Raw genomic sequence first — 25277 nt, forward strand, 5'->3', positions numbered from 1 at the left:
TAGGGAGGTGACGTCCATGTCGATGGCAGTCGTCGCGACCAAACCGGGCGGACCGAACGTGCTGGAGTGGCGCGAGGTTGCGACCGGCCGCCCCGGCCCGGACGAAGTTTTGCTGAAGCAGACGGCTGTCGGCGTCAATTTCATCGACACCTATTTCCGCACCGGCCTCTATCCGTGGCCGCAGGGCGAGCCCCTGATTCCGGGCGGCGAGGCGGCGGGAGTCATCGAGGAGGTCGGCAAGGATGTGAAGGAGCTGGCCGTCGGCGATCGCGTGGCCTACACCACGCCCTTGGGGGCCTATCGCGAGAGCCGCGTGATGAAGGCGGAACGGCTGGTCAAGCTGCCACCCGGGGTCAGCGACGAAGTCGCGGCTGCCATTATGCTGAAGGGTCTGACCGCGCATTATCTCCTGCATCGCACCTTCCGGGTGCATTCGGGTCAGCATGTTCTGTTCCATGCGGCGGCGGGCGGCGTGGGGCTCATCGCGGGCCAATGGCTCGCGGGCCTGGGCGCCATCGCGATCGGGACCGTGGGTTCGGCCGACAAGGCCGCCCTGGCGCGGCGCCATGGTTACGCTCATGTCATCAATTATAAGACCGAGGATTTCGCCAAGCGTGTCGCCGAGATCACGGAGGGCAGGGGCGTGCATGTCGTCTATGACTCGGTCGGCAAGGATACCTATCGTGAGTCCCTGAAATGCCTGCGCCGGCTCGGGCATTTCGTTAGCTTCGGCCAGTCCTCAGGCATGATCACCGACTTCAAGCTGTCCGATCTCGCCAGTCACGGTTCGCTCACGGCAACGCGGCCGGTGCTGTTCGACTATATCGCGACGCATGACGAACTCGAGCAGGCGGCCGATGCGCTGTTTGCCGAGATCGTGTCGGGCCGCGTGATGGTGCAGGTGCATCAGACCTTCCCGCTGCGCGATGCCGCCGAGGCGCATCGCCAGCTCGAATCCCGCAGCACCGTCGGATCGAGTGTGCTGCTGCCCTGAGACCGCGCCGGAAATGGTTCCCTGAAAATCGACTCATGTTGAGGGTCGAGAGCCACAGCTTTGCCACCTCGGAGAGGGGCGTCAGCCCGGCATGTGTCTCCTATCCTCAGGGGAATGAAACGATGTCTTCTCCCCTGCCTGGTGGCGGCGCTGGCGCTTTGCGGCTGCACCACCGAGCGTCAATCCAATCCCGACCGGACGGCGACCGAGCAGCTGCTGATATCGACCGCGGCCGAGCGCGCCGCGACCAAGCTGGCGCTGCAGATGCCGACGGGCACCAAGGTCTTCGTCGATGCGACGAACTTCGACGGCGTCGACGCCAAATATGCGATCGCGGCGATCCGCGCGCATCTGCTCGAGCATGGCAGTTTGCTGGTGGACGACAAGGCCAAGGCGGAGAACATCGTTGAGATCCGGGCGGGCGCCCTCTCCATGGACCAGAATGCGTTGCTGATCGGCATTCCGCAGATGACCCTGCCGATCCCGCTGGCGGGGCAGGCCGTGACACCGGAGATCGCGCTCTTCAAACGTGACCGGAGGCTGGGGCTCGCGAAATTCGCGGCCGTCGGGTACAACGTTGCGGACGGCAAGCTGGTCGCCTCGTCCGCCCCCGAATATGGCGATTCCTACGAGACCCACTGGCTGGTTCTGCTGCTGTTCGGTTGGACAACCAGCGATGTCGGGCCGGATGACGATCCAGACCATCCGCCTCCGGCCAATTGATCCAGATTCGCGGGTGAAACTTCACGAAACCGGCAGGGCGCGGCGCAGGAGGAAGATCGCCCTTGCCGACATGGCGGATGCGGCTCGCGCCGATCTCACGTAGAGTTGTGGTGATTTCCGGCGCTTTCCGCGCCAGTTAAGGCTGGCCCGCCGAATTCAGCGCGGGGACTCGCAAACGGCAGAGAGCCTGGACCCATGGCGCCTTGGTACGACCGCGCGGGACGGTTGTCGCTTCTGAAGCTCTTCGTGTTCGTCGGCCTGTTCTTGCCGGCGGCCTGGCTTGCCGGGCTGGCCCTGACGCAGGACCTCGGCGCGCGTCCCCTCAATACCGCGATCCATTTCGCTGGGCTCTGGATGGTGCGGTTCCTGCTGATCACGCTGGCCATCACGCCGGCGCGCAAGCTGTTCCGCTGGGCGCCGCTCATCCTCGTCCGGCGCATGCTGGGTGTCGCGACCTTCGCCTACGGGTTGCTGCATCTGGGGCTCTATATCGTCGACCAGAATTGGAACCTGATCCGGGTGATCAGCGAGATCTGGCTGCGGATCTATCTCACCATTGGCTTCGTGGCGCTGTTCGGATTGATGCTGCTGGCCATCACCTCGACCGATGGCTGGGTGCGCCGTCTCGGCGGCAAGCGCTGGCAGGCGCTGCATCGGATCGTCTATCTGGTGAGCGCGCTGGCCCTGGTCCATTTTTTCATGCAGGCGAAGCTCAACGTCTACCCCGCAGCCCTGATGTCCGGCTTTTTCCTCTGGCTGATGGGCTATCGGCTCTGGGATCGCTTCGGCGAGATCGGCAGCATCCCGTCGCTGCTGGGGCTCGCGGGTCTGTCGGCCATTGCCACCGCCCTGACCGAGGCCGGCTGGTACGCGGTTGCGACCCACGCACCGGCCCTCAAAGTGCTCGAGGCCAATCTCGGCTTCGCCGCCGGGATCAGGCCCGCCTGGTGGGTGCTGATCGTGGCGCTTGGCGTCACGCTTGCGGTGGCCTTGCGCCGCGCCCTCATGAAGAAGGCCCAGCCCAAGGCGCCGCCGAAGCTCGCCATGAACCGGGCCTCCTGATAAGGACGATCAGAAGGTCAGTCGATCTGGATCGGGATCACCACCTGAAAGCCGGGCTGCGGATAGACGTAAACCGGCGGGGGCGGGGCGTAATAGACCCGGGGCGGCGGCGGGTAGTAGTAACGGGGCGGCGGAGGCGGGTAGTAATAGCGCGGCGGCGGTGCCCAGTAGCCATAGCTCGGATACTGTTTGCCATAATATCCCCGGCCCTGCTCGTGATGTTTGTTCCAGCCGTTATTCCAGCCGTCGTTCCCACCGTTGCCGTGATTCCAGTCGTTGCCATGGCCCCCATTGCCATGGCCGCCATTGCCCTGGTTCCAGTGGTTCCCATGGCTCCAATCGTCGTCGTCGGCGCGGGAAGGGCTGCTGACGGCCAGGACTGCCAGGACAGCGGCAAGCGCCAGGAGCAAACGTCCGGCGCCTCGCCGGTTCGCGGAAGGGCCGGTTGAGATGAGAGCTCGGGTTTTGTCCTTCATTCTTCTCTCCTGAGTATCGGTGCCGAAGTCCGGGCTGCCGTCTTCACGGTCTGCCGGTTGGAATTGCGGTCCCTGACCTACACGGACGAGAAGGGGATTAACTGCGCTGTCATTTCGCCGCCCGGTTTATGCCACGGGGGCGTGGCCGACCGTTCAGGATCGGGCGGCGGCCCGGGCGCTCCGCTTCCTGGGCGAGATGAACTCGACCTGGCGGCCGAGATGCTGCTCGAAATCGTCCCGGTCGCGCAGGCGCCGGGCCTGGGCCTTCGAGATCAGCCGGTAATGGCGGATGCCGTCGAGCTCCTCGGCGACGTCCCAGCAGGGCTCGGGGTTGGTGACCCAGCGCTCCGGCGCCACGCGGCGCAGATCGAACGGTCGGGAGTAAGCCCGCAGGGTCTTCTTGGACTCGTTTACATATTCGTGGATGTAGGAGATCGCGAGCTCGCGCAGGGTCCGATAGACCGGGTCGCGCCAGCGCAGCCAGACATGATTGCTCTTCGAGATCGCGCCCCAGCAATCGCCGCGCTTGAACAGCGTGACGACATGGTCGTCGTCGCCTTCCGCATGGAAGTCCATGAGCAGCGGCGGCTCGCCCTGCAGCCATAGCGCGCATGCCGCGACGAAGGCGCCTTCGATGCAATGCGCGTGGCGGTGCTCGAGCACGCCGACGACGGAGAGGCAGCTGTCACCGTTCAGTTCGTGATTGATGCTGAGCGAGGTGATGAAGTCCTGGATTCGCTCCGGCGTGCGCAGACGCAGCAGAAGATCGGTTTGAGCACGGGTGAGGCCGAGCCGCTGGCCCAGGGCGAATCGAGACGTCATGGGAATCGAGCCTGCCACAGAGAACCCGTCCCCGTCGATTCCCCCGGACGGGCGAGGCGCGGACCGAAGTCCTTAACCAGCCCCATGACCGGCCGCTATGGAAACCAGAGCGCGGCGGCATTTCCGTGTTGTCCGGGGTTCCGCAATTCTCAAGCCGTTGCCGCGGTGAAGACGCCGCCCATTCAGCCAAGAGAAGAAGAGGAGACCTTTCCATGATCATGAACAGCAAGACCAGCCGCGCCGTCTGGCGGGGCCTGGCATTGGCCGGCATTGTCGCCGGCGCGATGTCGGCGGGCTCGATGTCGGCTTTCGCCGGCAGTTGCCCGGCCGACAAGGTGGTTCCCGCGGGCCAGGGCCAGAAGCCCGGCGCCACCATGCCCAAGGACGTGACCGATACGGTCATCGGCTCGATCGACCTGTCGAAGGAGCCGGCGGCGATCAACGATCGCACCTTCCGCCTGCGCAAGCTGGTGATCCAGGCCGGCGGCATCGTTCCCTGGCACAGCCACGAAGACCGCCCGGCGATCATCTATATCGTCAGCGGCGAAGTCACCGAATATGCCAGCACCTGCGCGGTGCCGATCGTCCACAAGAGCGGCGATGTCGCGGTCGAGAGCCACGACACCTCGCATTGGTGGAAGAACACGGGCAAGACCCAGGCCGTGCTCCTCTCCTCGGACCTGCTCCATGACCCGATGGACGCGAACATGATGTGAGGGTCCGCCGATGCGGGACCTATGGGATCGGCTCGTAACGCGGTGGACGCAAGGAGGCCCGTCACAGCCGATCGCTGCTTTTGCCGGAGCCGAGCATGACCATGATCGCCAAATCCTCGCCGACGCCGATGGCCATGCTGGCGGCGATCGCCGGCCCGGCCGCCTTCCGGACCTTGATCATCGGCATCGTCGCCTTCCTGACGGTGGTCGATCTCTTCGCCACCCAGGCCATCCTGCCGACCCTGACCCGCGCCTATGACGTCAGTCCGGCGGCGATGGGTTTCGCGGTCAATGCCAGCACCATCGGCATGGCGCTGGCCGGCCTCGGCATCGCGCTGGTCAGCCGCCGGATCGACCGCCGCCGCGGCATCCTGGTCAGCCTGATGCTGCTCTCGATCCCGACGGCGCTGCTGGCGGTGGCGCCGACTCTTGCCGTCTTCACCGGCTTGCGGATCCTGCAGGGGCTCTGCATGGCCTCGGCCTTCACGCTGACTTTGGCCTATCTGGCGGAGCGCAGCAGCGCCCGGGACGCGGTCGCCGCCTCGGCCGCCTACATCACGGGCAATGTCGCCAGCAATCTGTTCGGCCGGCTGTTGTCGGCGGCGGTTGCCGAGCATTGGGGTTTGGCCACGAACTTCTATCTCTTCGCCGCCCTCAATCTCCTGGGCGCGCTGCTGGTTGCCGTGAGCCTGCGCCGCGCCGTTCCCATGGAGCGCCCCGCCATGGCGCGTTCGCCGCTGTCGATCTGGACCGAGCATCTGCGCAACCGTCCCTTGCGCGCGAGCTTCGGCGTGGGTTTCTGCATCCTCTTCGCCTTCATCGGCACCTTCACCTTCGTCAATTTCGTATTGGTGCGGGCGCCGCTTGCGATCGGCCCGATGCAGCTGGGTTTCGTCTACTTCGTCTTCCTGCCGGCGATCCTGACGACGCCCTTGGCCGGGCGCGCGGCCCATCGCTTCGGCACGCGCAAGACTGTGGGCGGTGCCTTGCTCCTCGCTGCCCTCGGTCTGCCCCTGCTGCTGCTGCCGAATATCGTCGCTGTCCTGGTGGGGTTGGCCCTGATCGGCGTCGGCACCTTCTTCGCGCAAGCCGCCGCCACCGGCTTCATCGGCCGGGCCGCGACCACCGACCGGGGCTCCGCCAGCGGAATCTATCTCGCCTGTTATTTCGGCGGCGGCCTGGTCGGCACGGCGCTGCTGGGTCAGGTCTTCGACGGGTTGGGGTGGGAAGCCTGCGTCTTCGGCATCGGGATCGCGCTCGCCGCCGGCATGGCTCTGGCGTTCTGCCTGAAGAAACATTCCAAGCCGGCCGAGGCTCCGGGCGCCTGACCATCGAAGACAAGACGGGCGGCGCTTCATCGGCTAGGCTCGGGACTCCTGATCTTCGAGGGGAAGCCGATGCGTCTCGTCATTGCCGCCATGAAGCATGAAACCAACACCTTCTCTCCGGTGCCGACGCCGCTGGCGCGGTTCGGCAAGGCGGGCGACGAACTGCTCGAAGGGAAAGCGGCCTACAAGGCCCTGAAGGGTACTGGTGCCGGGGTCGCGGCCTTCATCGATCTCGCTGAGCAGCATGGCGCCGAGTTCGAGATCGCGATCTCGGCCGAGGCCTGGCCCTCGGGGCCCGTCGAGGACGAGGCCTATGAATATATCTGCAACAAGATCTGCCGTGCGGTCGCGAAGGGTTGCGACGCGCTGCTCCTGGATCTCCATGGCGCGATGGTGACGCGCTCGCGTGAGGATGGCGAAGGCGAGCTGCTGTCGCGGCTGCGGAAGCTGGCACCCCGTTTGCCCATCGGCGTCTCGCTCGACATGCACACCAACTTTTATCCGGCGATCGCCGAGAATGCGACGGTGATTGCCGGCTACCAGACCTATCCCCATATCGACACCTACGAGACCTCGATGCGGGCGGCGAAGCCGATCTTCGCCATGCTCAAGGGCGAGGCGCGCCCGACCATGGCCTGGGGCAACCGCCCGATGCTGCCGCATGTCATGCGCCAGGGGAGCGACGATTTCCCCAACAGGGATCTCCAGGCGATGGCCCGGCGGATGGAGCGGGAAGGGGCGCTCTGCGCCACCCTCTTCACCGGCTTCCCCCATGCCGATATCTCGCAGGCCGGCTTGTCGGCCGTGGTGGTGACGAACGACGACCCGGACCTGGCCAGGCGTTATCGCGACGAGCTCCTCGATTTCGCCTGGACCCACCGCGAGGCCTTCGTCTATCGCCTCGAACCGCTGGAGGAGTCGCTGGCGCGGGCCAAGGCCGCGACCGAGTTCCCGGTGGTCCTGCTCGATCACTACGACAATTGCGCCTCGGGCGGCACCATGGACACGATGAAGGTCCTGGGCGCCATCCTCGATTCAGGGCTGGAGGATGTGGCGGCCTTCGCGATCCATGATCCGGCGGCGGTCAAGACGCTGATCGCGGCCGGTGTCGGCGCCAAGGTCTCGGTTCCCTTGGGCGGCAAGCTCGACATGCCCTCGATCAAGCGCAAGGGCGAGCCGCGCGAGGTCACGGGCACCGTCAAGCTCATCTCCAACGGGCAGTTCCGCAATCGCGGCAAGGCCTGGCACGGGATGCTGATGGATATGGGGACGGCGGTGGTGCTCGATACGGGCAAGGTCGAGATCGTGGTCATCTCGAAACATCTCGAGCCTTTCGACCTCGGCTGCTTCACGTCGCTGGGGATCGATCCCACGGCGAAGAAATATCTGATGCTGAAGAGCCGGGTCCATTATCGCGCCGGCTTCAAGGCGATCGCGAAACAGATCATCGAATGCGCCGGCGTCGGCGTGTGCACCTCCGACTATTCCATGCTCGATTTCAAGCATGTGCGCCGGCCGATCTACCCGCTCGACAACCTGAACGATCCGAACCCGTAGGGAAAAGACTGGGCCACTTCGTATTATCAAGAGGCTTTTGCTCAGGAAAATTTCAGATCTGAGTGGCCTTCTAAGCACTCGATATAGTACGTCAGCGCAGGCTTGGCAGACGCGGAAAAGCATGTCGCACTGGACTAATGGGTGACTAGTGCCGTTCGTAGCTACTCATCTCATTGCGCATGTCGTGGAGATTACAGGCGAGATAGGTATCGAAGAGGTCCAGCAGTTCCCGTTCCCGCCCGCTGTCGCCTTCCGTTGCTCGGTAAAGCTCGATAAGAAGACGTCCTAGATGATGGCCAGTCATGTAGTGGCCTTGGAGGCCTTCCTTCGTCCAGACCGGGTAGAGCGCCAGTATCCGGTGGAGCATCTCGAACGCTAGGTCTGGGTAGCGATCAACACGCTCCTCCAGTGCGCGAACCAAGTCGTCAGAATGCTCTTCAAATGTCGCCGAGCTCAGGTATGCTCTTACAAGGCTTGACCGATCCGTCTGCCCATCCAGGACTTCGCCCCAGTTCATATGATTAAGCTCGTCCCGCACCACTTTCTCGCGGTCATCAACTAGCACGAAAAGCCACCGAGCAGCGCGGTCGCCAACTTTGTCTGATGTCAGGTTGCAAGAGCCGCGAAAAGCCGCGACCTGCCGCCGGAGCACATCATTAGCCGCGCTATCGAGAAACGCGGCACTTGCTGTGTCATCATCCAGCGCATTTCCGGATTCAAGGAAAAGTCCGAGAACCCTCAGTTCCTTGTCCTTGGAGGCAATCAAATGCTGAACGATATCCGTTGCCTGATCGGGATAGCTGAAGCTGATCCATCGCAGCATGTGGTGTCCGGGTTGAGACCGCATAAACTTTAGATCACGGCTAGCGATCCGCTTTAGAAGGTCGATCCCCCGTTCGGCATCATGCTTCGCAATGGAGTTTACAGTGTGCATCATGCACATCAAAACAGATACAAGTGGCTCCGCATCGACTCGGCGTTCGACAAGCGTCGCGACGTCATCAAAAGTGCTGGGGTCATTCCACAGAACAGTAGCAAGAGCTTCATATGCAGAGCCTCGCTCTTGATTGATGCCACTCGCATAAAGATCGCCATTCTCGCTCAGGAGTTCACGCACGGAGTTACGCGGGTCCCGGGAAGGTGTTGTGGTATGCACGGCTGTGTCTGACGCCGTGCCGAACTCAGCGATCCGAAGCACAAGATCCAGTATTTCAGAGTCAGTCGCCGCACTCGGATGCTTCTGGATAGTCCAGCTGATCGTCCGGTTGAACGAGTGATCAGGCCACTTGGTGACCGCCTTGATCGCACGCGCGACCAATGACGCCTCAGCGGTACTCTCGCGCACGCCACTCAGAATTGACTCGGCATACTCGGCGTTCACCGACAGCGGAATCCGTTCCAGCAGGTTGATAAAGCGCTCAGGCTCGTCTTTTGCCCTTGCTTGGAGAACGGAGCCAAGCTGCCGCGCCCCTCCTATGACCCGCTCCCGTTCGTAGCGGTGGTAGTTGTCGTCGCTATATCGCTCCATCGCCGACAGCCACTGATTATCTGTCATGAAGATCGCCTTGTCTGGCGGGATCGGCGATTGAACCCAGCCACCTCTTATGCCGTGGGCGTCGGGTAATGGCCCATGCCTAAACTTGCGGTCTAGTTCGTCGAGACGGCGGAGCGCACTGAGACTTAAATGTTCCCGGCCAATTGTCGTCAGAATGGCCCTCTCGTCCTCTCCGGAGGAGTTGAGAATACGCATGACGTATCCCTCAGCATGCTTGAAATCCAGCGTCTCATCAGCCCTCGTGCGAGCGCAATACTTCTTGGCCCAGTCGAGTTCTGGACGATGGGCCATTACGATAGCTTCAATAGCCAAACGATTCTTGGGAGAAAGATGAGGGAAAGCGGCTTTGGCGGCCTTGGCAACTGGTGCCCATTGGCCTCCTATCTCGCCGATTTTAAACGCCTGCCTGTTCTGCATGAGTGGAAGCAGCCGGTCGCCGAGATGCTCGCCATTCGCTGCTATGGCTATCAAGTGAAGATACAGCGCAACAGAACCAATGGGTTCAATCTTATCTAGATAGCCTGACGCTCCCTCTGGATCTCGGGTGGCGAAGCTGGTAAGCGCCTCGGCGAGGAAGCGCACATAGGGCTGGTCGTACTCGCTGAATGGCACCCTAATCGTCTGCCGATCTCGTTCCTGATGCCCGACCGCATCACAGTTTCGCCGGAGAGCTTCCGCGAAAGGCGTCACGACCGCATCAAGGAATGCTTGTGGCGCATCTTCGACAATTTTCTTCAACCAGTGAGTCGTGCTTTGGCCATCATGAACGTCGTCAAACGGATGGCATTGCGGGAATGCGTTCATCCATCGCTGAAGCCAGAAAGCGAGTATGCGCGCGCCAAGCTCTTTATTCTTGTGCGTCCAGGCTCCGAGATCGAAGTTCTCAGATAGCTTCTTGGCAACGTCCTTGTCGCTCGTCGCCGCAACGAGATCGCCATACAGCGTCTCAAGTTCACCAATCGGTCCGTCAGCGTAAAGTCTGTTTAGCCAGGCGATGAGATGAACGCCCCGCTCCGCATCGCCAGCCCACCACTTCCGAAGCAGCGCGGCGGCGATACTAGAGTGACGCGGGGCTCCCTTTCGAAGGACTGAGAAGGCAAGGTCCTTGGTCTCATCGCTCTCATCGATCCATCTTTGCATCAGTCCAGAATTAATGATGAGCGGCAACCAGTCGCGGCCATGCAGAATGAGCCTGGCGAGATTCTTCCGGGTATGTTCCGTAGTGAACCAGGGCTGAACAATCTCCAGCTCTCCGCATGTCGGCGTGTCCACTTCGGCGAGCCAATGGGCCACCGCGTCCTTGACGATGTAACGTATGTCATCGCCGTCCATAACCTGTTTGAGATCAGCGAGATATCTGCGCGTCACCCCCAGATCGCGAAGACGTGAGAAGATTTGGCGAACCTGGGTTCGTCGGAAAAGGCGCTGCTCGTCGGCTGTTAGCAGGTCATGGACCGACTGCCCGGTAGTGAGAAAGTGACGGGAGAATGTGTGGTCAAAGAAAGACTCGTGGGCAAACTGTAGCTTTCCACCAACCGCACTAATGAGCCCGTGGGAACTCAAAGCATCAACCGAGCCGGGAAAAGCCGCCAGCACCGCTGGCGGCGCTATCAGCTCCTGATTCTCGCTCATACTCGCGGCTATTGCGCCCAAGGCGGCGTCAGGCGTCCATGAAAGGCCGGCGGCAATAAAATCACGCCCCCGAACTTCCATAAGTCGGTCGAACAGCCGACCGCTGGAAATCTCGCCTTCCATTTCTTCACCCGCGAGGACGATGCTCGCGAAGAGCTGAAGATTGATTGGGATAGAAAGGATCGTTCGCTCTCGGATATTGAATTGGCGGTCGGCCAGTCCAAGTCGCACCATTACAGGCGCTACCGCGTCATCCCAACTGAGCGGCCGCATTGTGATCGAGCGCGTTAGAATATTTTCGGATAGCGGCTTAAGGCGACTATCTCGTTCCAGATCGTAAGAGCGGCAGGCGATGACTACTTTCATCTTCGGGTAAAAATGAGAGTCGCCCAGCATACGGAACAGCAGCTCACGAATCCGGCCGGATCGTCCGGAGGCCTCGCTGACTGCATCGACCTGATCGATCACCAGTAGGCAGGATTGGTTTCCGTAGCGGTTACCCAGCAGGCCAACCGGGCTCTCCGCTCGGCCCACAAGGGCTGTGCCGATCTCGCCGACCGCGTGACAGGACAGAAATCGATCAATCCGGAAAGCCAAAACCGGACATCCAGTTGCCCGAGCACTCTCAACGATCTTGGCGAGCGCAACGCTTTTTCCGCTCCCAGCGCCGCCAGCCACCACGGTAAGGTGGTGGCCCTGATCCATCGCCAGCGCCGCAGCCTCATCGACATCCGCGATCGAAATCGCATGGTTGGCAATCCGCGGCGGCAGGGAAGCGAGATAATCATCAGTTGCCTCAGAAAACTTACCGTCTAGTCTCGTATCAAGGCGTGCTTTCCAGCCGATCCCAAGCTCATCAATCGCAGCCCGGAAGCCTTCGGTCGTGATTGTTTGCGTGAGCTTTGATATCAGGAAACGAGACAGACGATCGCGGACCTCCTCTGGGTCAGCCTCAAACAGAAGCGAGGCGGTTCCCGTGAACTCTCGGAGTATGGAGTAGTCGGATACAGTTTCTACCTGGCACCGCTTGAGCCAATCTAGCTCTGTTTGCGAGTCGATATCCCAAGCTTCGCCCAGTTGCTTTCGTGTCTCACGATCCGAGTCGGAAAGCCCGTCAATGAAGTCTTTTACGGTCTCTGCGAGATGAGCCTTCTCCAGCAGCGACTTAAACGCAGCGGTGGGGTCTGCGGAAACAAACACGCAGTGGTTGGACGGATCGACTAGTTTACCGGCGAACGCTTGGATGACACCCTCATTTTTGAGGGCGATCATAGTCCAGCTTCCGGATGTCCGACGCCGCTTGCACTGATGCCAGAAATTCAGCCCATCTGCAGACAGCCTGAACTCCAAGCCTGTGGAGTTTTCGTTGAAGGGCTCAAGGCGAATTTCATCCGCCTCACCCCGCAGCACTTTTAGCGCCTCGATCAGCGTCCAATGCGCTTCGTACTCGTTGCCGAGCTTATCTGCGACGCCTCCAGCCAACATGGACAAGGTCTACTCTCGTCAACACCCCGACAACCAAAACGGGTCGAGTCTCAAGCATCTTAACCGTCTAAGTGTCGACAATCTATCCGCGAAGGCCCGTCAACACGCAAGCACTCGGCGAGGCCAGGGTAGAGTAGCCCAGCATAAAGGAGGACTGGGCGGATTCTAGGAGGCAGCAAGGAACATGCGGCACCCCCGTCAGATTGCTTTAAGAAATTGTTGTTGCATGAATTTGGGTTAGGAAGTTGTCGCGGTTATTCGATTGCCGCTCTCGGTGAAAACAAAGGCTTATGCCGAGGATCCAGTAGCTTGGCTGCCAGGTTGAGTTGAGTAAGACGGGAGGAGTGAGGAAGTGGACTCAGGACGGGGTCAGGGCGCCGCGACCAGCATCTCGACCTTGGCCTCATCGAGTGCGCGGCGCAGATGGGGCGGGGGTGCCCGGTCGGTGACGATCATGCCGGCATCGCCGAGTGCGCAGATCCGCGCCAGCGCGCGATGATCGAATTTGGACCCGTCGCACAGCACGATCACCTGGCGCGCTCGAGCGATGAAGGCGCGCTTCATTTCGGAATCCTCGAGCGCGTAGTCGAAATAGCCGGCTTCGGTGACGCCCGAGACGCCGAGGAACACGCGGTCGAAATAGTAATCGTTGACCTGGGCAGTGGCCGCCGGGCCGACCACCGCCAGTTCGGCCCCGCGAAGTTGGCCGCCCAGCAGATAGACCGGGCTCCGGCTGCGGGTGAGGGCGATGGCGGCGCGGAGGTTGTTGGTGAAGACGCGGAGATCGTCGCGAGCGACCAGCTCCTCTGCGAGGGCCAGGGTCGAGGTGCCGACATCGAGCGCCACGGTTTCGCCGGCGCCGACCAGGCCGGCCGCGGCGCGCGCGATCCGCGCCTTCGCTGTCGCATTGCGACGGCGGCGCCTTTCGAAGGCCGGCTCTTCCGCATCGTAGGTTTCGCCGCGCGCAGCACTGTCGGATCGGCCGGCTGTGTCGGCGCGCTCGACCGCCATGGCCATGGCGCCGCCATGGGTGCGGGTCAGAAGCCCGCGCGCTTCCAGTCGCTCCAGATCGCGCCGGATGGTCATGCCGGAGACGCCGAGCGTAGCGGCGACCTCGGCGACCGAGACGAAGCCGATCCGTTCGACGATCTCGGCAATCCGCGCCTGGCGCGCGCCCGCCAATATCCGGCCCGCCTCGCCCTCGGTCTGGCGACCCTTCGTCGGAGCCGGCGCGCTTCGCCTCGATGTCATTGGCTTCCATGCCCCCTGGGGCAATTCGCACAAATTATAACATATTGTGGGAGTAGATGTTGTTATTTGTTCGATAATGTGAAAATCTAGGGGTCAGACGGCGGGATGATGGTGCGCGCCGTGGCGGGGATTTATGGCGTCGATCGAACTGCGGCATGTCACGAAGCGCTATGGCCACGCGGTTACCGCGGTGCGCGACGTCAGCCTCGAGATTCGCGACGGAGAGTTCATGATCCTGCTGGGGCCTTCCGGCTGCGGGAAGTCGACGGCGCTGCGCATGATCGCCGGCCTCGAGAGCATCACCGAGGGAGAGATCTATGTCGGCGGCCGTCTCGTCAACGACGTGGCGCCGCGCGACCGGGACATCGCCGTGGTGTTCCAGAACTACGCGCTCTATCCGCATATGACTGTGGCTGAGAACCTCGCCTTCGGTCTCAAGATGCATGGCCGGTCCACGGCCGAGATCGGCCCGCAAGTGCAGCGGGTCGCGGCCATGCTGGGGATCGAAGGCTTCCTCGCCCGGAAGCCGGGGGCGCTCTCGGGCGGGCAGCGCCAGCGCGTGGCGCTGGGCCGGGCGCTGGTCCGCGAGCCTGTGGCGTTTCTGCTCGACGAGCCGCTCTCGAACCTCGATGCGCGGTTGCGGGCGGATATGCGCCTCGAGCTGGTCAAGCTGCATCGGCAGCTCGGCACCACCATCATCCATGTGACGCATGACCAGGTCGAGGCCATGACCATGGGCCAGCGGATCTGCATCATGAAGGATGGCCAGATGATCCAGGCGGGCGCGCCGCTCGATGTCTATCGCAACCCGGTCAATACCTTCGTCGCCGGATTCCTCGCCAGCCCGCCGATGAACCTCCTCGAGATGACATTGAGCGCCGGTCCGTCCGGAGCGCCGGTCATGGCGAGCGGCGGCCTTCGTCTGACGGTACCCGACGCCTACGCCCAGAGCGTCAAGCCCTGGGTCGGCAAGACTGTCATTCTCGGCATCCGATCCGAGGATCTCCACGAGAAGCAGGAGAACGCCGGATGGCAGCCGATCGAAGGCGACGTGGTCGCCCTCGAGGCGCTGGGCGCGGAAGTGATCCTGGTGCTGGCGCCGCGAGGGATTCCCGGCAAGGAGATATCGGCCCGGCTCGGCCGAAACTTTCGCGCCGCCATCGCCAGTAATCAGCGCCTCTTCGTCGACGGCAACGAGATCAGATTGTTCGACCCCGGGACCACAAACGCGATCGCGCGGCGGGCCTAATCCCGGAGACGGGTCCCGGTCCGGCGGAACTTTATGGAGTAGACGTCATGCTCAAGGAAACCTTCGGCAGCCACAAGCCCGTCATCGGCATGGTGCATCTGCACGCCTTGCCCGGATCGCCGCTCTATGATGCCAAGGGCGGGATCGGTGCCATCATCGACGGGGCCGCCGCCGACATCGAGCGTCTGCAGAAGGGTGGCGTCGACGCGGTCATGTTCGGCAACGAGAACGACCGGCCCTATCTGCTGAAGGCGACACCGGAGAGCCTGGCGGCCATGGCAGCAGTCATCGGCGCCCTGCGATCGACGATCAAAATTCCGTTCGGAGCCGATTATCTGTGGGACCCCGTGGCCACAGTGGCGCTCTGTGTCGCGACCCAGGCCCGCTTCGGCCGGGAAATCATGACCGGTGTCTTCGAGTCCGACATGGGAACCTGGGAACCCGATTGCGCTGGGGCCCTGCGATTGCGCCATAATCTGGGCCGTGACGACCTGAAGCTGATGTTCAACGTCAATGCGGAGTTTGCTTCCTCGGTCGGTACCCGGTCGGTGGCGCAGCGCGCCAAGAGCGCGGTGTTCTCGGCGCTTGCCGATGTGATCCTGGTGTCGGGGCCGATGACCGGGCAGGCGGCATCGACCAGCGACCTCCGCTCGGCCAAGGAAGCTGTCGGCGATAAGCCGGTCTTCGCCAATACGGGTGTCAATATCGATACGGTGAAAGAGATCCTCTCGATCGGCGACGGGTGTATCGTCGGCACCCATTTCAAGGTCGACGGCAAGACCTTCAATGCCGTCGATGGCGATCGTGTGAAGCGTTTCATGGATCTGGTCGGAAAGTCGCGGTAACCCGATGGCGGTTCTGCTCGGCCTCGATATCGGCACCACCTCGACGATCGGGATCCTGATCGACAGCGAGGGCGGGACGCTGGCGACCGCGTCGCGGCCGAGCGAGCTCATCTCGCACCATGCGAGCTGGGCCGAGGAGGATCCCGAGCTCTGGTGGTCCAATGTCCAGGCGGTCACGGCCGAGCTGCTGGCGCGGACCGGCTTGAAGGGTCGGGACGTCGCAGCCGTGGGTGTCACGGGCATGGTCCCGGCCGTGGTGCTTCTGGACAGGAATGGCCGGATCCTGCGGCATAGCATTCAGCAGAACGATGCCCGCGCGACCCGCGAGATCGACGCGATGCGCCAGGCCATCGATCCCGAGCGCTTCTTCCGCCTGACCGGGGGCAGCATCAACCAGCAGCTGGTGGCGCCGAAGCTGCGATGGCTGGAGCGCCATGAGCCCGAGGTCTTCCGGTCGATCGCGACCGTGTTCGGTTCTTACGATTTCATCGCCTACCGCCTGACCGGGGCGCGCCATGTGGAGCATAACTGGGCCCTCGAGTCCGGCCTGATGGATTTCGGCAAGCGGCGTTTTGCCGAGGAATTGGTGGCGGCGGCGGGTGTCGATCCCGACGTGTTCCCGTCGATCCGCCAATCTCACGAGCTGATCGGAACGATCAGCGAGGCTGCGGCCGTCGCTACCGGCCTTGCGGCAGGGACGCCGGTCGTGGCGGGCTGTGCCGACCACGTTGCCTCGGCCTATGTCGCGGGTGCCGCGGAAGATGGCGATCTCGTGCTCAAATTCGGGGGCGCCGGCGACATCCTGCTGTCGACCGCCAAGCCGGTCACCGATCCGCGCCTCTTCATCGACTATCACGTCATTCCCGATCACTATTTCAGCAATGGCTGCACCGCGACCTCCGGCAGCCTGCTCAAATGGATCGTCAGGGAACTGGCGGCGGGCGAGGAGCCCAAGGCCGCGGCGGCCGGTGTCTCGATCTTCTCCTGGCTCGATCGTCTGGCCGCGGAAGTCCCGGCCGGCGCCGAAGGGCTGGTGCTTTTGCCCTACTTCCTCGGCGAGAAGACGCCGCTGCATGACCCTTACGCGCGCGGCACCATCGTCGGGCTTGGGCTGCATCATCGCCTGGCCCATATCTGGCGCGCCGCGCTCGAAGGGGTGATCTTCGGCTTCCGCCACCATGTCGAGGTCTTCACCGAGCGTGGCCTTGCGGTGAAGCGCGTCTTTGCCTGCGACGGCGGGGCCGTCAGCGATCTCTGGCTGCAGATCGCGGCCGATGCGATCGGTCGGCCGGTGCAGCGGATCGAGCATCATCCGGGCTCCTGTCTGGGTGCTGCCTATGTCGCGGGCGTTGGCGCGGGCCTGATGAATTCCTTCTCAGGCGTTAGCCGTTATGTGGCCGGAGGGCGCGTGTTCGAACCGCGCCCGGCGCAGACCGCGATCTATGACCGGGCTTACGCCAATTTCCGCGAGACCTATGAACGGCTGAAGACGCTTTATCCGAAGCTGGAACGGAATGACTGACGGGCTGGGATTGAGGAGACACCGACCATGATCAACGCCAAGCTGCTCGAAGGCCGTCTCGCCCTGGTGACCGGCGGCGGCTCTGGAATCGGCCGTGCGATCGTGGCGGCGCTCGCGGGCGCTGGCGCCCGGGTTTTCGTGACCGACAAGAACGGTGAAGCGGCAGCCGCCGTGGCGCGCGAGTTCGACCGCAAGCCGCTCTCGGCCGCCCTCGACGTGACCGACGCGGCCGCGACCGCCCAAGTCTTCGACGAGGTCTGGAAGCGGCTGGGCGGGCTTGACATCGTCTGCGCCAATGCCGGCATCTCGACCATGAATCAGGTGGTGGATATCACCGAGGCCGAATGGGACGCCAATATGGACGTCAACGCCAAGGGCGTGTTCCTGACCAACCAGGCGGCGGTCAGGCGCTGGCGCCAGGCCGATCGGCCGGGCGTCATCGTCAATACCGCGTCGCTGGCGGCCAAGGTCGGCGCGCCGCTGTTGGCCCACTATTCTGCCAGCAAGTTCGCGGTGCTGGGATTTACCCAGGCCCTGGCGCGCGAGGTGTCGAAGCATGGCATCCGCGTCAATTGCGTCTGCCCCGGCTTCGTGCGCACCGGCATGCAGGAGCGCGAGATCGTCTGGGAGGCAAAGCTGCGCGGCATGACGCCCGAGGCCGTGCGCCAGGAATATATCTCGCTGACGCCGCTGGGCCGGATCGAGGAGCCCGAGGATGTGGCCGATATCGTCCTGTTCCTGGCCAGCGACCTGTCGCGCTTTCTCACGGGCGAGGCGGTCAATGCCAGTGGTGGCGTGTCGATGGATTGAGGCGGGAAGCAGGATGGTTTCGATGAGCAGCGGGATACAGGCGCCATGAAGAAGGGCAGGAATATCGTCCCGCATCTGCTCCTGGTGCTGTTCTCGCTCTATATCCTGCTGCCGCCGCTCTGGGTGCTGCGCACCAGCTTCGTGCCGGATTCGCTCGCTTACCAGACATCGCTCTTTCCGGGGCTGACGCTCGCCAATTACGTCAAGCTCTTCGCCAAGGACGATTTCGCGCTGGCCTATCAGGACAGCTTCATGGCGGCGCTGGGCTCGACCTTGCTGGCCCTGCCGCTGGCGGCGATGACAGGCTATGCCTTCGCGCGCTTCCGCACGGGCGGGCAGGCGAGCCGGTTCATCGTGCTGGCGACCCAGATGCTGCCGCCGGTCGCGATCGTGCTGCCGGTCTTCGCGATCTTCCGCTTGGCGGGCCTGACCAACTCGGTGCCGGGCCTGATGATCGCCTATGCCGCCGTCAATCTCCCCTTCCTCACCTGGATCTTGATGGGCTTCTTCGAGGGCGTGCCGGTCGAGCTGGAATGGGCGGCCATGACCGATGGCGCCACAGCCTGGGGCGCCTTCTGGCGCATCGTGATCCCGGTCTCGCTGCCGGGCCTTGCTGCGGCCGGCGTGCTGGGCTTCATCCTGGCCTGGAACGAGTTCCTCTTCGCCCTGGTCCTGACCGGCCCGACGACCGCCACGATCCCGGTCGCGCTCTCAGGGCTTCAATCGCAGAACGGCGTGCAGATCGCCGAGGTGTCGGCCGGCGTGGTGCTGGGCGTGGCGCCGCTGCTGATCGCTTCGCGCTTCATCCAGAGATATCTCGTCAGCGGATTGACCTTTGGCGCGATCAAGTAAGGGAGCGTTCGTACCAACACCATTACCGGCCCAGATCCAAGCCCGGCGGAACCAAGCCGGGTACAACGAGAGTCGATCGATCAGACACAAGGGAGGATACCCATGAGGTTCAGACATTTGACGGCCTGGCTCGGCGGCATTTCGCTCGCCGCGCTCATGACGACGGGAACGACGGTCGCCCATGCCGACCAGATCACGCTCCATGCCTTGATGGAGGACGTGCCGGAGACGCAGATCATCGAGGCGATGCTGCCGCAGTTCGAGAAGGACACCGGCATCAAGGTCGAGTTCCAGAAGCTGGTCTATTCGGAGATGCACGACAAGCTGGTGACGCAGCTCACCGGCAGCAGCAGCTACTACAATGTGCTCGAGGTCGATTTTCTCTGGGCCGGCGAGTTTCCCGAAGCCGGCTGGCTCGCCGACCTGAAGCCCTTCGTCGACAAGAGCGGCTTCGATCTCAAGCCCTTCTTCCCCTCCATGCTCGATCTGGTCGGGAACCATAAGGGCACGCTCTATATGATCCCCATGTACAACTACTCGATGGGGCTCATCTATCGCACCGACCTGCTGGCCGATGCGAAGCTGGCGGCGGCCTACAAGACCGCGACCGGCAAGGACCTCGCTCTGCCGACCTCGCTCGCCGACTATGTGGCGCTCAGCAAGTTCATGAAAGCCAGTGGCGGCGTCGCCGGGTCGGCGATGCAGGGCCAGCGTGGCGACCCCAACAGCATGGAGTTCTCGAACTATCTCTTCTCCGCCGGCGGTGCCTATCTCGACAAGGACCGCAAGGTGGTGCTGAACAGCCCCGAGGGCCTGAAGGCGCTCGAACTCTATGTCGACAACATCAAGAATGGCGCCCAGCAGGGCGCGCTCTCGGCCACGCTCGACGACACCTACCGCCTGATGTGCGACGGCAAGGCCTTCAGCATGGTCACCTATTGGTGGATGCTGCCGCAGCTCGACAACAAGGAGAAATGCCCCAACGTCGCCGGCAAGGTGGCGCTCGCGGTGATGCCGGGCGGGCATGGCGAAAGCGGCGGCTGGGGCTGGGCCATTCCGAAGAACGAGAGTCCCGAGCTGCAGGAAGCGGCGTGGAAGTTCATCAGCTGGGTCCAGGGCGAGAAGATCTCGATCGCCCGCGCCCTCGAGGGTCATGCGCCGGTCCGCAGCGACACCTATGAGAACAAGGACGTGCTCGCGAAGTTCCCCTTCTATAAGCAGGCGCTGGACGTGGTGGCGAGCGGGGATGCCTTCCCGATCTTCGCCTATTCGGCGCAATACGAGGATGTGCTGGGCCGTCAGCTCTCGCTGGCGGGCTCGGGCGAGTCCAAGCCGGCCGATGCGCTCAAGGAAGCGGCGGATGGGCTGGACGGCCTGATGAAGAAAGCGCAGTAGCGACCCCGGGTGCCGGCGGAGTCCCGTTTTGGGCCTCCGCCGATACCTTCATTCCCGAAGGACTCCATGACCGATCTGGCGATAGGAACGGCGCGGCCAAGGCGAACGAGGGACCGGTGGGCCGTCACTGGCTGGAAGTTCGCGCTGCCGGGCCTGTCGGTGATCGCCATCGTAATGGGATTTCCGCTGGCCTATGCGGTGCTGCTTTCGATTTCGAGCTTCACGTTGCTGCATCCGAAGCTGTTGCCCTTCGTGGGCATCGAGAATTTCGCCACCGTGATGGCCGACGAGTATTTCTGGAACTCGGTCTGGCTCACGATCAAATATTCCGGCATCACTGTCTCGGCCGAGTTTCTGCTGGGGCTGGCCGTCGCCCTCATGCTCAATCGCGTGGTGCGTCTCAAGGCGGTCTACTTCGCCGTGCTCACGATTCCGATGGCGATGTCGCCGGTCAGCGTGGCGCTGATCTGGCATATGCTGCTGCAGCCCAATCTCGGCATCGTCAATCGCCTGTTCGAGCTTTTCGGCCATCCGGGGTTCGATTGGCTGGGCTCTACCGGGCTCGCCTTCTGGTCGGTGGTCTTCATCGACGTCTGGCAGCAGGTCTCCTTCGTGATCCTGATCCTGGCCGCCGGCCTGGCCTCGCTGCCGCATGAGCCCTACGAGGCCGCCTCGGTCGACGGCGCCAAGGAGTGGCAGAAATTCTGGTACCTGACCCTGCCGATGCTGCGGCCGATCGCGGCCATCGCCATCATCATCCAGCTCATCAACGAGTTCCGGACCTACGATCTGGTCTATGTGCTGACCAAGGGCGGGCCCGGCATCTCGACCGACCTGCTCAGCTACTTCGCCTATAAGCGCGCCTTCCTCGGCCTCAGCATCAATGAAGGCTCGGCGGCTTCCTTCGTGCTGCTGGGCATGGTGCTGGCGCTGACGGTGCTGTTCTTCCGGATCATCACGCGCAAGGGATAGCGGTGGCGATCGTCTGGCCTCCGGTCACCGTTTGTCGGTCGTTAGGTGATCGAGAAACCAGCGGCGCGCATGATCGGTGACCAACTCGAGCGCGCCCGGCTCCTCGAACAGATGGGTGGCGCCGGGGACGGTCAACAGAGATTTCTCGCACCGCAACGCTTCCAGGGCCTGCCAATTGAGTGCGAGCACGTCGCGGTCCTGCTCGCCGACGATCAGCAGGGTCGGGGCCCGGACCTGGGGCAGCGCGGGCATGGCGAGGTCGGGGCGTCCGCCGCGCGATACGACGGCCTGGACCGGCGAGCCCGGCTCCGCGGCTGCCATCAGGGCCGCCGCGGCGCCCGTGCTGGCGCCGAAATAGCCAAGGGAGAGATCGTGACAGTCCGGGCGCGCCTTCAGCCACGCGGTTGCCGCCGATAGGCGCACCGCCAGCAGGCCGATATCGAAGACCAGGCGGCGATCCCTGCCTTCATCGGCGCGCAGGAGATCGAAGAGCAGGGTCGCCAGGCCGGAGGCGCGCAAGGCATCCGCCACCTGCCTGTTGCGCGGGCTCAGGCGGCTGCTGCCGCTGCCATGGGCGAAGATGACGAGAGCCGTGGCGCGGAGCGGGATGTCGAGCGACCCTTCCAACCCGAACGGGGGAATGGTGATGGATTGCGACATGACCTCAGAGGTGATTCATCTCGACGTCGGCGCAGGACAAGCCCAGGGCGGCCATTCCCTCTTCGAGCTCGTCGCCGAGGTTCGGCGTTCCGACCAGATAGGCGGCGGTGCGGGCATTGTGGGCTTCGCGCGCCGTCGCGAGCGCCTGTTTCCACTCCCGCGCCTCGAAGTCGCCCCGGCCCAGCCAGGTCAGCGCCACGAGTTCGATCTGCTCGTCGACATTCAGCCCGTCGATGGCGTCGAACAACTCCTGCTGGGTGGCGTCGCCGGGATAGTCCTCCAACACCTCGCGCTCGTCGTCATCGCCCGGATTCGAGCCGGCGTCGAGGTCGAGCGGTTCGACCTTGGCGTCGAATTCCCGCGCCTTGATGAGGATGAAACAGAGTTTGCTGAGGCCGATTTCGAGCTGCGGCGGTGTTACCGGGGTCATCGTCATGGGCATGGTCCTTCTACCGAGGATTGGCGGCGATCCTGAATACTCAAGCACGGGAACCCATGCCGGCGCCTTGACCTGGGTCAAAGGGAACTCCCGTTCGGGGAGACCTCAAAGCCGCTTCGTTGTGGACGCTACATGCGATCCCTGGGCACCCATCGATCGCCAATCTTGATATAGAGCCGCTTGACCGCAGCCCAAGCGACCCGGTGGGCGATTTCTTCGCGCCGCGGATCGCCACCATATTCCGCCCAGGCATTGTTGAATGCCGCCAGATAGATCTCCTGGGCATGCTGCGGGAGATGCCCGCGCACGCCGGGCGGCAGGTCTTCGATCACAGAATAGGGCATCGCCTTGAAGACACCGGCGGGTGTGACGATCCAGAAGCGCCGGCCCATCGGCCTCGGCCTGGAAGCTCAGAGCATAGTCTTGTCGATCATCGATGACAGTCCAACCATGGCCGCCTCGGGGTGGGTAATCACCCAGGTCGGGATATCCTGGAGATAGGACCGGTAGCGCCCTTTGGCCTCGAACTGCTCTCGGAACTCGGTCCGGGGCAGATGCGCCGGGAAACGGGGCACGATGCCGCCGGCGATGTAAACGCCGCCGCGCGCCCCGAACGTCAGGGCCAGGCTGCCGGAGACATTCCCAAGAATGGCGCAGAAGATGTCCAGCGCGGCCCGACAGACGTCGCAGCTTCCCTCCAGCGCGGCGCTCGTGATCCCGGCCGCATCGCGCACGGCGACGATTTTTCGGTCGATCGTCGCGATGCTGTCGTAAAGCGCGACCAGCCCGCTTCCCGAAAGAACGCGCTCGGCCGATACATGCCCGTAACGCGACCGCAGATGCCGGATGATGGCGTCCTGGCGCTCGTTCGTGCTCGCCAGCGTCGCATGTCCGCCTTCGGAAGGAATGACAATGTCGCCTTCGGGGCCTGCGAACAGGCACGCAACCCCCAGCCCGGTGCCAGGTCCGAACACGAGGGCGGGTTCCCCCGGGACGGCCTTGCCGCCGCCGATGGCCACCAGGTCGGCCTTGCCGAGGCGAGGCAGCGATCGGGCGATGGCGGCAAAGTCGTTGACCACGACCACGTCCCGCAGATGGAGCGCCTGTCTCAACGCCTCCTGGTCCACGGTCCAGTTGCTGTTGGTCAGGCTGCAACGGCCGTTGGCGACGGGACCGGCGACGGCGATGGCGGCGCCGGCAATCCCGCTTCTCCCGCCGCGCGGTGCAAGATAGGCATCCACGGCATCGAGGAAGGTCGGCAGATCGGCGGTATGGCTGCGCTCGATCGGCCCGATGGCGCCCTGTTCGCACAGCGCGAAACGGGCATTGGTCCCGCCGATATCGCCCAGGAGATACGGCTTCACGATCGCGGTTTCCCCATTGTCATGGAGTTATCGAGATTGCCGCCATAGAGCAGCTCGCATCGATGCCGGTCCCCGCAAGTCGTAGTCATTCGCTGTCCCGTGAGGACATGGCGCAGTCCCGTCCGGGCGTCAAGACGCCGGACCGGGGGGGCGGTCGCTCTGAGCCTAGGCATTTTGGTGGCACAATGCCCCTTTGGGTTGGCCCGAGCTGCCGATCTTGTCCCTCCCGGGATTGGAGGCTTCCAGGCTATCATGATGCCGGCCGTCCACACGCGAATCCGATGGTAGTCGGTTCTGTTGCTGCTGCGGCACGGCCGGAATCGCGGGATTGGGGGCGGACCGATCCAATGGTGAAACCCCATCGAAGCCCATGGCTTCGAAGAGCGGAGGGATGCTCGATGCATGGATCTCGACGGGCTCGCTGGCTTGCCACAGCTGTCTTTCTGGCTGTCGCCAGCGCGGCCTCCGGCGCAACGGCGGCGGACGTTGCCAATGGGCTTCAGCTCTCTCGCCAGTGGTGCGCCTCCTGCCATCTGGTGGAGCCCAGCGGTGTCGCGCGCGACTCCGCGCCTTCCTTTGCCAGCATCAGCAATGACCCGACGACCACACCGGAACGGTTGCACGCCTGGCTTGCCGATCCGCATCCGCCCATGCCGGGACTGGACCTGGCCAAACAGCAGGAAGACGACATCATCGCCTACCTGAAGAGTCTCAAGACGCAATAGTCGCTGCGCTCGGCTCGCACCGTGGAGAGCACCCTCAATGCGAAGGGACCACCGGGGGAATGGGCTGCGTTATATCGGCGACGGGGTTGGGCGGTCATCCCGGTCCGCCATGGAGACAAGCGGCCCCTGGTCCGGTGGGAGCCATTCCAGCGCCGCCTCCCCACGCCGGCGGAAGTCGATGGATGGTTCCGGCAATGGCCTGACGCCAATGTCGGCATCGTAACCGGCAATATCTCCAATCTGATCGTGCTCGATGTCGATCCCGGCCATGGCGGCGAGGAAAGCCTGGCGGAAATGCAAGATCGCCGCGGCGCCCTGCCGGTCACACCAGAGGTGACGACGGGTGGCGGCGGTCATCATCTCTATTTTCGACATCCGGGCGGAACGGTCCGCAATCGAGCCGGCCTCGAGCCGGGCCTCGATTTGCGCGCCGACGGCGGATATGTGGTGGCGCCGCCATCCCTCCACCCTTCGGGCAGACAATATCTATGGCGGGCAGACCGCGGACCGGATCAAGTGAGGCTCGCCGATGCTCCGGCTTGGCTGACAACGGTGGGAGAGGACGCCGGGACAGCCGGTCACCCGTTGCGATACTGGCGCAGTCTCGTTCAGAGAGGTGTCGATGAAGGCGAGCGCAACAGTCGGATTGCTTCGCTGACCGGCCATATGCTCTGGCATGGGGTCGATCCAGCGGTCGTGCTCGAATTGATGTTGTGCTGGAACGCCGTCCGGTGTCGGCCGCCCCTGGCCGAAGAAGAAGTCGGCCGTGTCGTCGAGAGCATCGTGCGAACCCACGCCCGCCATGCAAAAGACGAAGGCGACTCCTGATCGCGAGGTCTGATG

At 63.4% G+C, this 25277-nt stretch carries 23 protein-coding genes; 15 read left to right on the plus strand and 8 right to left on the minus strand.

Annotation, left to right across the window (positions count from 1 at the left end):
• Nucleotides 1-16: 16 nt before the first annotated feature.
• From FRZ44_RS09500 to FRZ44_RS09510, 3 genes are all read left to right on the plus strand, one after another.
• Nucleotides 17-994, plus strand: coding sequence for a quinone oxidoreductase family protein (locus FRZ44_RS09500; protein WP_151176957.1), 978 nt, complete (start codon nucleotides 17-19; stop codon nucleotides 992-994).
• A gap of 114 nt (nucleotides 995-1108) precedes the next feature.
• Nucleotides 1109-1717, plus strand: coding sequence for a DUF6655 family protein (locus FRZ44_RS09505; RefSeq protein WP_151176958.1), 609 nt, complete (start codon nucleotides 1109-1111; stop codon nucleotides 1715-1717).
• Nucleotides 1718-1912: 195 nt separating this feature from the next.
• On the plus strand, nucleotides 1913-2779 hold the full coding sequence (locus tag FRZ44_RS09510; RefSeq protein ID WP_151176959.1) for a protein-methionine-sulfoxide reductase heme-binding subunit MsrQ: 867 nt from the start codon (nucleotides 1913-1915) through the stop codon (nucleotides 2777-2779).
• Nucleotides 2780-2796: 17 nt separating this feature from the next.
• On the opposite strand, the gene FRZ44_RS09515 is transcribed toward FRZ44_RS09510, so the two are convergent.
• Both FRZ44_RS09515 and FRZ44_RS09520 read right to left on the minus strand, forming a co-directional pair.
• Entirely contained in the window at nucleotides 2797-3255 is a 459-nt protein-coding gene (locus FRZ44_RS09515) for a hypothetical protein (protein WP_151176960.1), read from the minus strand.
• 153 nt (nucleotides 3256-3408) lie between these two features.
• The gene (locus FRZ44_RS09520; RefSeq protein WP_151176961.1) at nucleotides 3409-4077 is read right to left on the minus strand and encodes a hypothetical protein; all 669 of its coding nucleotides are present in this window, start codon (nucleotides 4075-4077) and stop codon (nucleotides 3409-3411) included.
• Between the two features lie 212 nt (nucleotides 4078-4289).
• On the opposite strand from FRZ44_RS09520, the gene FRZ44_RS09525 reads away from it, so the two are divergent.
• The 3 genes from FRZ44_RS09525 to FRZ44_RS09535 all read left to right on the plus strand — a co-directional run bounded on the left by FRZ44_RS09525 (nucleotide 4290) and on the right by FRZ44_RS09535 (nucleotide 7678).
• On the plus strand, nucleotides 4290-4793 hold the full coding sequence (locus FRZ44_RS09525; protein WP_151176962.1) for a cupin domain-containing protein: 504 nt from the start codon (nucleotides 4290-4292) through the stop codon (nucleotides 4791-4793).
• 95 nt (nucleotides 4794-4888) lie between these two features.
• Nucleotides 4889-6121 carry an MFS transporter gene (locus tag FRZ44_RS09530; RefSeq protein WP_151176963.1) on the plus strand — a complete coding sequence of 411 codons (1233 nt, stop codon included), beginning with the start codon at nucleotides 4889-4891 and terminating at the stop codon, nucleotides 6119-6121.
• A 69-nt stretch (nucleotides 6122-6190) separates the two neighbouring features.
• A complete protein-coding gene (locus FRZ44_RS09535; RefSeq protein ID WP_151176964.1) occupies nucleotides 6191-7678 on the plus strand; it encodes a M81 family metallopeptidase in 1488 nt (495 codons plus the stop codon).
• A 145-nt stretch (nucleotides 7679-7823) separates the two neighbouring features.
• Here FRZ44_RS09535 and FRZ44_RS09540 read toward each other — a convergent pair whose 3' ends face one another.
• Nucleotides 7824-12356 (minus strand): NACHT domain-containing protein, encoded by a 4533-nt coding sequence (locus tag FRZ44_RS09540; RefSeq protein WP_151176965.1) that lies wholly within the window; start codon nucleotides 12354-12356, stop codon nucleotides 7824-7826.
• Between the two features lie 363 nt (nucleotides 12357-12719).
• Nucleotides 12720-13601, minus strand: a complete 882-nt coding sequence (locus tag FRZ44_RS09545) for a DeoR/GlpR family DNA-binding transcription regulator (protein ID WP_151176966.1) — start codon at nucleotides 13599-13601, stop codon at nucleotides 12720-12722.
• 133 nt (nucleotides 13602-13734) lie between these two features.
• On the opposite strand from FRZ44_RS09545, the gene FRZ44_RS09550 reads away from it, so the two are divergent.
• The 7 genes from FRZ44_RS09550 (at nucleotide 13735) to FRZ44_RS09580 (ending at nucleotide 21246) form a co-directional block, all read left to right on the plus strand.
• Nucleotides 13735-14850 (plus strand): ABC transporter ATP-binding protein, encoded by a 1116-nt coding sequence (locus tag FRZ44_RS09550; RefSeq protein WP_151176967.1) that lies wholly within the window; start codon nucleotides 13735-13737, stop codon nucleotides 14848-14850.
• A gap of 47 nt (nucleotides 14851-14897) precedes the next feature.
• The gene (locus FRZ44_RS09555; protein WP_151176968.1) at nucleotides 14898-15695 is read left to right on the plus strand and encodes a BtpA/SgcQ family protein; all 798 of its coding nucleotides are present in this window, start codon (nucleotides 14898-14900) and stop codon (nucleotides 15693-15695) included.
• Nucleotides 15696-15699: 4 nt separating this feature from the next.
• Nucleotides 15700-17217 carry an FGGY-family carbohydrate kinase gene (locus tag FRZ44_RS09560; RefSeq protein ID WP_151176969.1) on the plus strand — a complete coding sequence of 506 codons (1518 nt, stop codon included), beginning with the start codon at nucleotides 15700-15702 and terminating at the stop codon, nucleotides 17215-17217.
• Nucleotides 17218-17244: 27 nt separating this feature from the next.
• Entirely contained in the window at nucleotides 17245-18027 is a 783-nt protein-coding gene (locus FRZ44_RS09565) for an SDR family NAD(P)-dependent oxidoreductase (protein ID WP_151176970.1), read from the plus strand.
• 45 nt (nucleotides 18028-18072) lie between these two features.
• Nucleotides 18073-18879, plus strand: coding sequence for a carbohydrate ABC transporter permease (locus tag FRZ44_RS09570; RefSeq protein ID WP_151176971.1), 807 nt, complete (start codon nucleotides 18073-18075; stop codon nucleotides 18877-18879).
• Nucleotides 18880-18981: 102 nt separating this feature from the next.
• The gene (locus FRZ44_RS09575; protein ID WP_151176972.1) at nucleotides 18982-20274 is read left to right on the plus strand and encodes an extracellular solute-binding protein; all 1293 of its coding nucleotides are present in this window, start codon (nucleotides 18982-18984) and stop codon (nucleotides 20272-20274) included.
• A 66-nt stretch (nucleotides 20275-20340) separates the two neighbouring features.
• Nucleotides 20341-21246 (plus strand): carbohydrate ABC transporter permease, encoded by a 906-nt coding sequence (locus tag FRZ44_RS09580; RefSeq protein WP_151176973.1) that lies wholly within the window; start codon nucleotides 20341-20343, stop codon nucleotides 21244-21246.
• A gap of 24 nt (nucleotides 21247-21270) precedes the next feature.
• On the opposite strand, the gene FRZ44_RS09585 is transcribed toward FRZ44_RS09580, so the two are convergent.
• From FRZ44_RS09585 to glk, 4 genes are read right to left on the minus strand one after another with little or no spacing between them, the layout of a single operon-like run.
• Entirely contained in the window at nucleotides 21271-21906 is a 636-nt protein-coding gene (locus tag FRZ44_RS09585; RefSeq protein ID WP_151176974.1) for a dienelactone hydrolase family protein, read from the minus strand.
• Between the two features lie 4 nt (nucleotides 21907-21910).
• Nucleotides 21911-22426, minus strand: a complete 516-nt coding sequence (locus tag FRZ44_RS09590) for a DUF3775 domain-containing protein (RefSeq protein ID WP_225308624.1) — start codon at nucleotides 22424-22426, stop codon at nucleotides 21911-21913.
• Between the two features lie 47 nt (nucleotides 22427-22473).
• Entirely contained in the window at nucleotides 22474-22737 is a 264-nt protein-coding gene (locus tag FRZ44_RS09595) for a ChaB family protein (protein WP_225308625.1), read from the minus strand.
• 18 nt (nucleotides 22738-22755) lie between these two features.
• Complete coding sequence (gene glk / locus FRZ44_RS09600; protein ID WP_151176975.1) at nucleotides 22756-23709, minus strand: glucokinase; 954 nt, start codon at nucleotides 23707-23709, stop codon at nucleotides 22756-22758.
• Between the two features lie 398 nt (nucleotides 23710-24107).
• Here glk and FRZ44_RS09605 point away from each other — a divergent pair, with 398 nt between their 5' ends.
• Both FRZ44_RS09605 and FRZ44_RS09610 read left to right on the plus strand, forming a co-directional pair.
• Nucleotides 24108-24434, plus strand: coding sequence for a c-type cytochrome (locus FRZ44_RS09605; protein WP_151176976.1), 327 nt, complete (start codon nucleotides 24108-24110; stop codon nucleotides 24432-24434).
• Nucleotides 24435-24455: 21 nt separating this feature from the next.
• Complete coding sequence (locus tag FRZ44_RS09610) at nucleotides 24456-25262, plus strand: bifunctional DNA primase/polymerase (RefSeq protein WP_151176977.1); 807 nt, start codon at nucleotides 24456-24458, stop codon at nucleotides 25260-25262.
• Nucleotides 25263-25277: the final 15 nt, after the last annotated feature.

The organism is Hypericibacter terrae (genome assembly GCF_008728855.1).
In the GTDB taxonomy this organism is placed as follows: Bacteria; Pseudomonadota; Alphaproteobacteria; order Dongiales; family Dongiaceae; genus Hypericibacter; species Hypericibacter terrae.